This is a genomic window from Adlercreutzia aquisgranensis, from assembly GCF_943193145.1.
GTDB classification, from domain to species: domain Bacteria; phylum Actinomycetota; class Coriobacteriia; order Coriobacteriales; family Eggerthellaceae; genus Xiamenia; species Xiamenia aquisgranensis.
In genome coordinates, this window is sequence record NZ_CALPDA010000006.1 from 68,483 (window position 1) to 81,370 (window position 12,888).

The window sequence follows — 12,888 nt, forward strand, 5'->3', positions numbered from 1 at the left end:
ATGAATGGAGGGTTCATAATGACGCTTTCACGTCGAGACTTTCTGAAGATCGGTGGCGCTTCCTGCCTGGTGGCGGGTGCCGGTGCCCTGGCCGGCTGCTCCCCTGCGGGCGAGCAGAAGGCTACCGAGCCGGTCTCCGCTGGCGCCGACACCGGCGAGGGACTGGCGGGTTACGCCCCGGTCAACTTCACCGAGGAGACCGAGATCTTGATTATCGGCACCGGCTACGCCGGACTGGGCGCCGCCATGGCCCCGGCCCTGGCAGGCAAGAAGATCGTCATGGTGGACAAGCAGGTGCAGCCCGGCGGCGACTCCGCCACCTCCTGCTGCTTCATGTTCGCCAACGGCACCGAGCTGCAGAAGGCAGCCGGCAACACCACCACCATCGAGGATGCGTGGGAGGCTGCCAAGGAGCGCCAGCTGAAGGGCCACGAGGGCGTTGAGTGGTACGAGGAATGGGCCAAGGGCAAGTACTTCGCCATGACCAAGTTCGTGGACTCCGCCATTAACGACTTCGGCGCCAAGTACCAGGCTCCCTGCACCGCCGAGGAGCTGCCGCGCCTGTCCGCCACCGTCATCCTGCCCGAGGGCGGCATCGGCACCGGCGGCCCGAACCTGATCGTGCCCATCAGCGCCAAGCTCAAGGAGCTGGGCGTGGAGACGAAGCTCTCCCTGCGCGCCACCAACCTCATCAAGAACACCGAGGGCGCCGTCATCGGCTGCCGCTTCCAGGACGAGAACAGCGGCAAGATCACCGACATCAAGGCCGACGCGGTGGTTCTGGCCACGGGCGGTTTCGCCGACAACGGCGAGATGGTGGCCCAGTACCTGCCCGCCTGGGCCAACATCGGCCAGATGGTGCACGGCTGCGTGGGCGAGGGCCACAAGATGGCCGTGGCCGCCGGCGCCAAACTGGACGGTATGGACACGTCGTTCACCTACTGCAACCTGATGGGCGACATCCCCAACTGCACCACCTGGGGCTACTGGACTCCCGTCCTGCTGGTGCTGCCCAACGGCAAGCGCTTCATCGAGGAGGCCCAGTCCCACGACGCCGCCCAGGCCGCGCTGGACAACGGCTACACCCAGTGGTGGTCCATCTTCGACCAGCGCGCTTTCGATGCCCGCGCCATCGGCACCTCCGTTGAGGGCAACATCAAGACCCACGAGGACGTGTACGTGAAGGCCGACACGGTGGAAGAGCTGGCCGCTGGCATGGACGTGCCGGTGGACAACCTGGTGGCTACCTTCGACCGCTACGCCGAGCTGGTTGCCGGCGGCGAGGACACCGACTTCGGCAAGAAGGCGTGGCTGGACACCCTGCAGCCTCCCTACCACGCGCTGAAGCTGAACGTGTGCCGCTACAAGACTTCCGGCGGCCTGGTGGTGGGCCCCAACAACCTGGTGCTCGACACCCAGGACCAGGAGATTCCCGGCCTGTACGCCTGCGGCGCGCTGACCACCGAGTCCCGTGCGAGCGTTTCCACCTGCATGGCCACGGGCTACTTCGTGGGCGAGAGCCTGGCGGCCCTGTAGGGACGTGCTTTTCGCGGGCGCGGCGCCGCGTTCGGCAGCCTGCGCCATGGATGGTCCAACGGCCGCATGCGGCCTGAGGATACGGGGCTATCCCTAGGCCCCGGGGAGGGACGGCTTCGGCCGTCCCTTTTCTTCGGTGTTCGCAGAGTTGGGGTTTGAATGAAGATAGCGGCCCTGCGGTTCGCGTCCACTAGAATGGCGCGCCATATACAGGACCAAGGAGTGAAAACCCCTATGCTGCAGGATATGAACCGCCACTTCACCATGGGCGGCCTTATCAAGTTCACGCTGCCCACCATCGCCATGATGATCTTCACCTCGCTCTACAACGTGGTGGACGGCATCTTCGTTTCCAACTTCGTGGGGAAGACGGCGCTGGCCGCCGTGAACCTCATCTGGCCGCTCATCATGATCTTCGCCAGCGTGGGGCTCATGATGGGCGCCGGAGGCAGCGCCCTCATCGCCAAGACGCGCGGCGAGGGGGACGATGCGCGGGCGAACCGCTACTTCTCGCTCGTCGTGGTGTTCACGGTGCTGCTGGGGCTGGTGCTGCTGGTGGTGGGCCAGGTGGTGATGGTGGACGCCATGGCGCTCATGGGCGCCGGCGGCCAGCTGCTAGACGAGACCGTGGTCTACGGGCGCATCGTCATGGCGGCGCTGCCCTTCTTCGCGCTGCAGTTCGCCTTCCAGACGCTGTTCTCCACGGCGGGCAAACCCATCTACGGCTTCTACGTCATCGTGGCGGCGGGACTTACCAACGCCGTGCTCGACGCTCTGTTCATCTGCGGTTTCGGCTGGGGCCTGCCCGGTGCCGCCATCGCCACGGCCTTGGGCCAGGTGGTGGGCGGCGTGGTGCCGATCGTGTACTTCTGCCGCCGCAACTCAAGCTTCTTGCGGCTGACGAAGCCGAGGTGGGAATGGCGCCCCATCGGGAAGGCCTGCGTCAACGGTGTTTCCGAGCTGGTGTCTAACGTCGCCATGAGCGTGGTGGCCATGCTCTACAACTTCCAGCTGCTGTCCTACATCGGCGAGGACGGCGTGGCGGCCTACAGCGTCATCGGATACACCGCCATGATCTTCAGCGCCATCTTCATGGGTTACGCCACCGGCGCATCTCCGCTGATGAGCTACCAGTACGGGGCGAAGAACCATGCCGAGATGCGCAGCATTCTGCTGAAGAGCCTGGCGTTCGTGGGCTCGCTGTCCGTGGTCATGTTCGTGGCGGCGGAATGCCTGGCGCCGGCGCTTTCGGCCATCTTCGTCGGCTACGACCCCGAGCTCCTGGAGTTCACGGCCAACGCCTACCGCATCTACGCCGTGGCGTTTCTGCTCATGGGCATCCCCATCTACGGCTCGGCGTTCTTCACCGCGCTCAACAACGGCCTGGTCTCGGCGCTCATCGCGTTTCTGCGCACCATGCTCTTCGAATGCGGCGCCGTGCTGCTGCTGCCGTTGGTGCTGGGGCCCGATGGCATCTGGTGCTCGGTGTTCGTGGCCGAGGCTGCGGCGGCCGTCATCACGGTGCTGTTCATAGTGGGCCTGCGAAACGTCTACGGCTATGGGCGAAAGGCGGCCCGCAAGTAGGCGAGGCCTCAGGGCGGCGCCCTTAGAACGGGTCGACGTAGAGGCGCATGCCGTTGGGCAGGCGCACGAAGCCGGCCTGCTGCAGCAGTGCCGCGGTGGGAGTGGCAAGGACCGGGCAGGCGTTCACGGTCTCCACCACCAGCTTCGTCCGTGCCCCGGTCGATCCGCGCCGTTTCGCCGCCGCCTTCTCGCGGGCGACGAGGGCGCGCAGGCTTCGCAGGATCAGCGCGTCGTCGTCTGCGAACAAAAGCAGGCTCTTCAGGCCGGGAGCCGCCCAGAGCACGGGCGCGCCGTCGGCGATGGCCACCGCGGCTCCCTCGCGCCGGTTGGGCTTGGCGGCCGGCAGTGCCGAGTCGATAGGCGCTGTGTCGCCGACGGCCGTTTCGCTGACGGCGGGCCAGGGGATGCCGGCGCCGAAGAGGTTTGCCGGGTCCTCGGCGTCTAGCACGACCGCTTTCCGGGCGCTTTCGGTTGCCGTCGGCCCGCCGGCTGGATTTCGGCTGGCATCGTCGCAGCTCAGCGCCGACTGGATATCGCGCAGGCGCTCGACGACCTCTCGCGTGGCGAACTGGGCGGGCCCCAGCCCGTCCACGAACATGCCGCGCGCCACCTCTCCGGCCGCCTCCATCTGCCGCAGCACGGGCATGAGGCTGTCCAGGCCGCCTGGAACCCCTGCGGCCAGAGCGATGTCGCGGCTGACTACGCCGTAGCGGTCGAGCAGCGATTCCGCAGTTCCCAGGGCCTGCAGGGTGCTCGAGGCCTCGCAGGGGGCGAGCAGGCTCCATCGACCTGCGAAGGCCTCCCGGAACGCCGAGCGGGCATAGGCGCGCGTCGCCGCTGCAGCGCGGGCTTCGGCCTTCGCCTCGCGGTAGCGCAGGCTCGTCCGGCGGCTTGCGGCGCGACGGGGCGCTGCAGCCTCGCGACCACCCCCGGCGCTCTCTCCCGGGGCCGGCAGCTCCAGGGCGCGGGAGAGCCGCTGCTCGTCGGCGCGGGGCAGGGAAAGCCCGTCGTTCGTAGCTTGGCCGGCCCATGCGAGCCCCATCAGGGTTCTTGCGACACGCGCCTGGTCGGCGGTGTTTTCCGGAGCCTGTCGGGCCAGCGCTTCGACAAGCTCGGAGAAGGTCAGCGGCCCGAAGGCCGCCAGCGCATGGCGAATCGCGTGGCCCAGGGTCTGCTGCGGCGGACTGTCGGGAGCCTGCGATTCGGGCATGGAGGCGGCATCGGGCGCGTCGAAGGCGTTACAGGGAAGCGGCGCCAGCGGCGAGTCGGTGGGGAAGAAGGCTATCTGCCGGCGCTCGTTTCCAACCCAGAGCACCTCGCCTGCGGCAACGAGCTCGTCCAGGAAGGCGGGGCGGTAGCGGGCAACCCGGGCGGGAAGCACCACCTCGTCCCAGGTTCGCATGGGCAGAAACACGCCTTCGAACTGGGAAATCACCTGAGCAGTGCTCTCTGCGCCTTCCAGGGCTCCCTCTACAGTGCCGCCGTCTGCGCCCTGGCGCTCCAGCAGCTGCGCGACGAAGGCCGCCGAAGACACCGGTTTCACCTTCTCGCGGGCGGCGGCCAGGCTTGCGGTGCGTAGGCGCCCCAGCACGTCGAAGTCTGCCCAGCATCCGTCTCCCACCTCCACGATGCGGCGTTCAGCGGCAAGGCGTGCTACGGCCTCTGCGATCGGTTCGCTGCCAAGCCCCAGATGCGAGGCGGCGTCGGCGGGCTTCCAGAGGGCATGGGTGCGCGCGAACCGGGCAAGCAGGTCGTCCAGCGTCTTCGTCTCTGCGCTCTGGGGCGCGTTGTCGTCGGCGCTCCCTAGCCACGGAGGGGTTTCCAGGGCCACCACCCGGGCAAGGCGACGCCCGTCGTCGGCCGCGATCCAGCACGATCGCATCCCCAGGTTCGCCCTGAAGGCGCGCCGCTGCGATTCCAGCGACGCCACGGCGTCGGCTGCTTCCTCTTTTCCGCCCCGCAGCCGCTGTCCCAGCTCGTCTTCGGTTAAGGGCCCCAGCTCGTGCAGCAGGTCGAAGGCCCCTTCGGCGCCCCGCGCTCGACGCTGCTCGCTTACGTGCTGCAGGTCGGCTTCCATGCGCCCGATCGCGTCCGCATCCAGCAGGTCCTTCGCGGGGATTGCGCCTTCCCCCAGCAGCTCGGCCAGTAGGCGGGGGTCGACGGTCAGCAGCGAGGCCTTCCGCTCGGCGTGGGGCATGTCGCCGTCGTAGAGGTGGTCTGCCACGTAGCCGAAGACGAGCGCGGCGGCCAGCGGGGAGGGGACGGAGGTTTCGGAGCAGGTCATGGCGATGCGCCGCTGCTGCAGGTCGGTCATGATGCGGTGCAGCGCCTCCATGTCGAAGACGTCCGACAAGCACTCCCGCAGCGCCTCGGCCAGAAGCGGGAAGCCTTCCTGGCGCCGCGCCGCCTCCAGCAGCTGGCCGCCCTGCAGTCGCTGCTGCCACAGGGGCGTCCTCTTGCCCGGGGCCCCGCTCGAGGTGAGCAGCGCCCGGGCTGCGCACTCGCGGAACCGCGCAGCGAACAGCGACGTGGAGCCTGCCAGGTGCCGAACGGAAAGGCCCAGCTCGTCGGGGTCGAAGAGGAACAGCTCCGGCCCGGGCAGCGTGTCGGCGGTAAGGGGGATGCGCACCACGATGCCGTCGTCGTTGGCAGCTGCGTGGGCGTCGAAGCCCCAGATGCTTTGTGCCCGTTCGGAAACGGCCAGGGCCCAGGGCTCGTGTACCTTGCGTCCGAAGGGGGAGTGCAGGATGACGCGCCAGTCCCCCGTTTCGTCCTGGCAGCGCTCCACCACCAACGTCTTGTCGGTGGGCAGCGCTTTCGTGGCGCCGATCTGCGCGTACAGCAGCCAGGCCAGGTTGTTGCGGGCGTTTCTGTCAAGCCCGAGCGCCTGCAGCTGCTCGTCGAAGGCCGGCTCGAAGCCTTCCCGCCGCCCGTCGGCCTTGTCGTCGGCCTGACGGAGCGCCGCCGCGCACCGGCGCAGGAAGGCACCGCGGGCGTAGCCGGTTTCCGCAGGCCGGGCCGGGGCTTCCCCGTGCCAGAAGGGCAAGCGCGCGCTTCGGCCCGGCGCCGGCTGCACCACCACCCGGTCGGCCCCGATCTCGGCGATCCGCCAGGTGCTCGTTCCCAGGGCGATGATGTCGCCCACGCGCGATTCGTGGACCATCTCCTCGTCGAGCTCTCCTACGCGCTTGCGCCCCGATGCTCCTTCGCCTTCGGGAAGCACCACGGTGTAGGTGCCGCGGTCGGGGATGGTGCCGGCGTTGCTCACGGCAAGCCGCTGGGAAAGGGGTCGCGCGGTAATCCGTCCGGTTTCGCGGTCCCACAGGATGCGGGGCGAGAACGCGGTAAGGTCGCCGGACTCGTAGCGGCCCGCCAGCATGGCCAGAACGCTTTCGAAGGAGTCTTTGCCCAGATGATCGTAGCAGGCGCTTCGCCGAACCGTCGCATACCACTCGTCGGCCAGCAGCCCGTCCTCGGCGGATGCTGCAGCGGCCACGGTCTGCTGCGCCAGCACGTCGAGGGCGTTCTCCACCAGGTACGTGGCCTCGATGGCGCCGGCTTCCATGCCCTCGGCCATCACGGCGGCGTCGATGAGTTCGGTGCGGATGCGCGGGTACACGATGCCGGCGGAGCGGCCGCCCACCTGGTGGTTCGCCCGGCCTACCCGCTGCAGCCCCGAAGCTACGGAAAGCGGCGGGGCGATCTGGATCACCAGGTCCACCTCGCCCATGTCGATGCCCAGCTCCAAGCTTGAGGTGGCCACGACGCAGGGCAGCTCCCCGGCCTTCAGCCGGCGTTCTATCTCCTGGCGCCGCGCTTTCGCCACCGACCCGTGGTGAGCTTTGGCAATCACGGCGTCGGAACCGCGGGCCAGCTCGGTGGAAGACCCCATGGACGAGCGGTAGGTTTGCCCGCCCGTGCCGTCCGCGGCGCTGCCGGCCTCGCTCCACCATCCGGCGCTTTCGCTGCGAGCTGCCGGGAGGCCCTGGCGTTCGGCGAACAGCTCGTTGAGGCGTGCGGTGAAGCGCTCGCAGAGGCCGCGCGAGTTTACGAAGACGATGGTTGAGCGGTGGGAGAGAACCTGGTCGAGCACTTCCGACTCTATGTAAGGCCAGATGGAGACCGATCCTGTGCGGGTGTCGGGCGAGGTGCTGCCGTCGGTTCGGCCGGCGCGCGCCTTCAGCGGGTCGCCCTTGCCCCGGTAGGCTTTGGCTTTCATCGGGTCGCCTCGCCCGTTGAACCCGCCGAAGCCGCCCTGCCCTCCGAAAGCGGGGACCGCGGCCATGTCGGCAACGGGGACGCGGACGGTGAGGTCCAGGGCCACAGCCGCGTCTTCGGCGACGATGACTACCGGGCGCGCGCCACCCAGGAATCGGGCGATGCTTTCGCGGGGTCGAACGGTGGCTGAGAGCCCTATGCGCTGGGCCGGGCGCTCGAGCAGGTCATCCAGGCGTTCCAGGGAAAGGGACAGGTGCGCGCCCCGTTTGCTGCCGGCGATACTGTGCACCTCGTCCACGATGACGGTTTCCACGGTTCTCAGCACCTCGCGCGATTGGGAGGTGAGCATGAGGTACAGCGACTCGGGCGTGGTGATGAGTATGTCGGGCGGCCGCTGCTGGATGCGCCGGCGTTCCTGCGCGGTGGTGTCCCCGGTGCGCACGGCGGTGGTGACCGCGACGCCCGATGCCAGCTCCATAGCCGCCAAGGGCCGCTCCAGGTTGCGCTGCACGTCGGCACCGAGCGCTTTCAGGGGCGAGATGTAGAGGATGCGCACGCCGGCGCGCCTCGGCGCCGGTTCGGGCTGCGACTTCTCCTGGACGATGCGGTGGATGGCGAAGAGGAAGGCGGCCAGGGTCTTTCCCGAGCCGGTGGGCGCGATGACCAGCGCGTTCTTTTCGGTACTGATGGTTTCCCAGGCCAGCTCCTGAATGGCGGTGGGGCCGGGGAAGGACGATTCGAACCAGCGGCGCACAGGCTCGCAGAAGCCGCACGGCCAAAGGACGTTCGGATTGCCGGCCGCCTTGTTCATGGTGGGGCGCTATCTGCCCAGCAGGTGGCGGAATGCCGCCACGGGGTGCTTCGTGATCATGCGGGGGCCGGCGTAGCGCATGACGGCGCGGATCTGCTCGCGCTCGTTGGGGCGATAGCAATGGTAAGGGCACTGGTCGCAGCTGGTTTTCGCGGCCATCTGGCGGCAGCGCTCGGTGCGCGTCACGCTGTAGTCGTCAACGGCCTTGCAGGCGGGACAGACCGGCTCGCCGCAGAAGGCGGTTTCGGTGCGCTCTTCGGCCGGGTGGTTTCCTGCGCAGTACAGGGCGACCATCTGGGAGATGGTGCGCTTCTCGCGGCTGCGACGTTTCGCGATGGGGGCAGAGTCGCGGGTGAGGTTCTGTTCGTTCTCGGTCATGGCGCGAGTATAGCCAACCTCCTTCAGGCGCCCGAAGCGCATGTCGGCGTGTTCACAGAATAGCCGTAGCCGATAGTGCAGCGCTTCGGCTTCGCTTCCTGCTTCGTGTCGGAGCTGCGGCCTTATGGGAGATCGCCGCCATGCGCCCGCAAGCAGGCTGGATGCTGTGGTACGACACCCCCTGCCGGGCGATGGGGCCGGTCGACGGGGAGGCGCCTGTCCCGCGTCGCGCGAAAGCCTGCCCGTCTCTTTCCTTCTGCGCGTGCAAGGTTTCTGCGAGAACGGGACGCTGCCGATGCAAGGGCCGATGTCGCCGGCCGTTCGATTTCTGCATGAGCTACTGCTGCGGCGAACGGGGATTCGGCATGAGCCGCTTCGCGCGCGTCGCACCGTGGCGCTGCTTCGGAGAGGGCGGCGCGCGTAGCCCCCTGTCATGGGCTTGCCAGCCGTTGTCTGTAGCATGGGGTCAGGCGGCCGGACTGGCCGGTTCGGTTCGGGGCGATGGGAAAGGCGGGGCGTATGGACGAGACGAGAGCGGGGCGATTGCCAGACGACGGGCCCGTGGGGGATTGCCGCGGAAACGGGAGGGGCCACCCGGTGGGGCGAATCGCAAGCTTCCTGCTTACCGGGATGCTGGTGGTCTTGGCGGCCATCGCTCTGCTGTGCTGGGGGCCGCGCTTGTTCGGTTGGACCACGTTCGGCGTGGTGTCCAACTCCATGGCACCGTCGCTCTGGGCGTGCGATCTGGCCTTCGTCGACCAGACGGTGCAGCCCGAGGCCATGGGGATCGGGGATGTGGCGGTGTTTCACCTGGCCGATGGCAAGGTGTGCGGGCATCGCATCGTGGAGGTCGACCGGCAGGCGCGCACGTTCACGACCAAAGGCGACGCCGTTGCCATCCAGGATGCCGCACCCGTGTCCTTCGACCGGGTGATCGGGCAGGTGAAGGGGTCGATGGCCTTCGCCGGAGCGCCCCTTGTGGCCTATCAGAACCACAAGTGGCTCTGCGTCGGCGTCCTGAGCGTTGCGGTGGTGCTGCTCTTCGTGGTTGCCACGGCGCTTGGGCCCCCGCGTTCGGCGAAGCGGCCATCTGGCGAGCCTGGCGGCCGAGGGTGGCGATTGGGTTCGGTTCGAGAGAGCGGTTGCGAGAGAGGGGTATGACCATGCGGAACGTCAGCAAGGAGAAGGACCCGTTCAAAAAGACGGAAAACCAGGAGGCCCCGGCATCGGCCGAGGGGTACGGCGGGCGGATGGGAGATGAGACGTCGCCGGCAAGCCTGCAGCGCCGCCGCCGGATGCCCCGCCTGCGTCCCCGGGCGTTCGTTCGGCCGGTTGCGGCGGTTTCCCTGGCGGCGGCCATAGGAGCCGGCGGCATGTTCTCGTACTTCACCGACGAGGACAGTGTGGACAACGTGCTGAGCGTGGCTTCGGACAACCTGAGCATCCAGGTGGTGGAGCAGCAGTGGGGCCAGCTGCCCGACGAGGACGGAGACGGCATACCCGACGCCGCCCAGAACATGCTGCCGTTGCAATGGGTGGTGAAGGACCCGAAGGTGGTCAACGGGGGCACCGACGGCGTGGGAGCCTACGTCATGGCCCGGGTGTCGGTGCCCGTGGCCGACGTGTCCTACCGGGACGACGAGGGCAAGACGGTGCAGGGTAAGGACGTGGAGCTATTCTCCTACCAGGTTTCATCCGACAAATGGTCGGAAGCGGGCGCTCCGGTGGTCGAGGACGGCTACGCGGTGCACAGCTATCGGTACGCCGACATGCTCGCCCCGGGCCAGGAGACGCCGGTGCTGTTCGATCGCATCTCCCTCATCAACCTGGTGGGCGGTCAGGGCCAGGCGGGCGAGAAGGTGATCAACGTGACCGCCGTGGCCATTCAGGAGGAAGGGTTCGCCACGGCAGACGAGGCGTGGGATGCCTACGAGGCGCAGAAGCGCGCGCTGGACGCGGCCGATGCGCAACCGGGCGAGAAGGCGTAGGTGGGGGCCATGGTTGCGGTATCGCGTCCTCGTATGCGGGGCTTCCTTCGGCGTTCGGACCCTTCCGGCTATCTGACAAGGCGCCAGTTCGGCAAGGCAGGCCTGGCCGTGGCAGCGGCAGCGGCCATAGGGACGCCGGGCATGTTCAGCTACTTCTCCGACGAGGATACGGCGCAAAACCGCCTGTCCGTAAGCCCCGATTTGGACATACAGGTGGTGGAGCCGTCGTGGGTGGAGGAGGACGCGCGCCACATGAAGCCGGGCCAGACGGTGCCGAAGGACCCCGCCGTGCTCAACCGGTCCGCCGCGGCAGCGGGCTGGGTGTTCCTGGACATCTTGGTGCCCATGGCCGAAGTGGTGGTGTTCGACGATGAGTCGGGAGAGGTCAGCGATGATGCGGCCAAGGAACTGTTCTCGTTTCAGCTGCGCGAGTCGCCTTGGGTGCCCATGAAGCAGTTCCAGACCATGACCGACGGCGGCCTGGTCAAGGTGTACCGTTACGCGTGGCCCGAGCCGCTGGCGCCCGGCGAGCAGACGCCGCCAGTGTTCGCCCGGATCACCCTTGCGAACTTGGTGAACGACCAGGGCCAGGCGGGGCGGCACGTGGTTGGCGTCGTGGGCCGCGGCATCCAGGCCTTCGGCTTCTCCACGCCCGAGGAGGCTTGGGCGGCACTCGGGATCGTGGACGAGGAGTACGTGGAAGAGCCGCCCCACGAGCAGGTCGACGTCGCGACCGTTCGGCTCTCGAATGCCCCCGGGGGCTCCTACGCAGCGAACAGCGCGCTAAAGTTCTACAAGCATAGCGAGGCTCCGTCTGTCGGCCAGACCGTCGTCGTCAACGCCACCGCCGGAAGCGGCCGAGTCCTCTCCGTCGTCGAGGACGTCGAGCCGATGAAGGCTGGCGACGGGGTCTCTCCGCTCACCGACACCCCGGCCGCCATTTCGTGCATCGATATGTCCGAGAAGGTCATCCCCGAAGACATGTCGTACTGGTTCTCGGGCATGCCCGAGCTCTACGAGGTGGATCTCACCGGCCTTGACACGCGGAGGATGGCCGAGATGGACGGAACGTTCAGCGGCAGCGACATCAAGCCGCTTCTGTCGAGTGCTGGCGTAGACGTGTGCGAGGCGACGGCGAGCACGATCGTTCCGGACATCTTCAGGCAGAGTCGGCCCTTCGTCGTGTACATCGAGAAGGATGGGCGGGTCGAGATGAGATTTACCCTTTCGACCGACGTAGAGCTCTTGGGTGGCGAGTACCAGGGCTTCAGCATTCTCGAAACGTACGGAGGCGAATGGACTGCTTGGGACTTGCGGCAGGACAGCGAACTGTGGGTATGGAGCTGGCCTTACGAAATAGGGTCCGGCTATTGCATGGACATCTGGCCGAGTTACGATGCGGCAGTAGCTGCAGGTCGGCTCATCCCCGATGCTTCTTCTCTCAAGGGGTTCAACGCCAACGGCAAGTTTGATGCCCTGAACGAATCGGTAAAGAGGGTCTCGTTTGACCGCCCCATGAAATTCGTCGAGATGGGGCGGTGGTTCGCTCATGTCGGCGATTGCGCCTTCGATTGGGCGAACTTGGACACGAGCTATTTGCAGATAGTCAATATGACATGGGCTTACGCCACTGGAGCAGAACTTGACCTGTCGGGACTGGACCTATCTTCCTGTAAGATCGCCACCAGTGCATTTAGCCACTGCAGCCTATCCAGCCTTATCCTGCCCGAAGGCCTGAACTCTTCCTTGCGGGTCGCCTCGAGCATGTTCGAGAGCGCCGACATCGCCAAGGTCGACTTGGGCGGTTTCTCCGCGGCCAACGTCGTGGACATGGCCTACGCCTTCGCCGGCAGCGACCTTGCGGGCTTTAACTTCGGTGCCTTGCGTCCGGCAAGCCTCGTTTACGCGAACAGCATGTTCTCCCAGTGCGCGGGCCTTGCGGGAAGCGACCTGTCCGCCTACGACATGTCCCACGTGCAGACCTGCGAGAAGATGTTCTATGGTCGCCAGTTCCTGGGCGAGGCGAGCGCCCCCTCGCGGATCGTCGGCTGGAACCTCTCCAGCTGCAAGGACCTGTCCCAGATGTTCTTCGGAGCCTGCCTGCCCCAGGATGCCGACTACTCGTCCTGGAGCTTCTGCCAGGCAATCGACACGGCCGACAAGATGCTGTCGCAGGCCGGGATAGTGGCTGACTGGGGATACTCGAAGAAACTGTCGCCCGGCGTGGCCGGCTGGGGCTGGGAGACGCTTGCGACGGCGTCTATTGCGGACTACAACCCTGCCGCGACCTTGCAGCCCCTTGCCGAGTACTTGGGAGATAGCTTCGGGGTGTGGAACTGCCCCGCCGGTTGGAAGGTTGCCTAGAGGGGCGCA

General features: G+C 67.2%; 7 protein-coding genes. 5 read left to right on the forward strand and 2 right to left on the reverse strand.

Going from position 1 to position 12,888, the window contains the following annotated elements; all coding sequences use genetic code 11:
• Positions 1 to 18: 18 nt before the first annotated feature.
• Both NFR41_RS04800 and NFR41_RS04805 read left to right on the forward strand, forming a co-directional pair.
• Positions 19 to 1,536: an FAD-dependent oxidoreductase gene (locus NFR41_RS04800; protein ID WP_160213524.1), complete on the forward strand. Its 1,518-nt coding sequence runs from the start codon at positions 19 to 21 to the stop codon at positions 1,534 to 1,536.
• A gap of 234 nt (positions 1,537 to 1,770) precedes the next feature.
• A complete protein-coding gene (locus NFR41_RS04805) occupies positions 1,771 to 3,120 on the forward strand; it encodes an MATE family efflux transporter (protein WP_251230928.1) in 1,350 nt (449 codons plus the stop codon).
• A 22-nt stretch (positions 3,121 to 3,142) separates the two neighbouring features.
• Here the strand turns inward: NFR41_RS04805 and NFR41_RS04810 are convergent, their stop codons facing one another.
• Both NFR41_RS04810 and NFR41_RS04815 read right to left on the reverse strand, forming a co-directional pair.
• The gene (locus tag NFR41_RS04810) at positions 3,143 to 8,149 is read right to left on the reverse strand and encodes a DEAD/DEAH box helicase (RefSeq protein WP_251230929.1); all 5,007 of its coding nucleotides are present in this window, start codon (positions 8,147 to 8,149) and stop codon (positions 3,143 to 3,145) included.
• A gap of 9 nt (positions 8,150 to 8,158) precedes the next feature.
• Positions 8,159 to 8,569, reverse strand: a complete 411-nt coding sequence (locus tag NFR41_RS04815) for a nitrous oxide-stimulated promoter family protein (protein WP_251230930.1) — start codon at positions 8,567 to 8,569, stop codon at positions 8,159 to 8,161.
• 477 nt (positions 8,570 to 9,046) lie between these two features.
• Between NFR41_RS04815 and NFR41_RS04820 the strand changes: the two genes are divergently transcribed.
• The 3 genes from NFR41_RS04820 (at position 9,047) to NFR41_RS04830 (ending at position 12,879) form a co-directional block, all read left to right on the forward strand.
• Positions 9,047 to 9,688 carry a signal peptidase I gene (locus NFR41_RS04820; protein WP_251230931.1) on the forward strand — a complete coding sequence of 214 codons (642 nt, stop codon included), beginning with the start codon at positions 9,047 to 9,049 and terminating at the stop codon, positions 9,686 to 9,688.
• Between the two features lie 2 nt (positions 9,689 to 9,690).
• Entirely contained in the window at positions 9,691 to 10,515 is an 825-nt protein-coding gene (locus tag NFR41_RS04825; protein ID WP_251230932.1) for a hypothetical protein, read from the forward strand.
• A gap of 108 nt (positions 10,516 to 10,623) precedes the next feature.
• Entirely contained in the window at positions 10,624 to 12,879 is a 2,256-nt protein-coding gene (locus NFR41_RS04830) for a pentapeptide repeat-containing protein (protein WP_251230933.1), read from the forward strand.
• Positions 12,880 to 12,888: the final 9 nt, after the last annotated feature.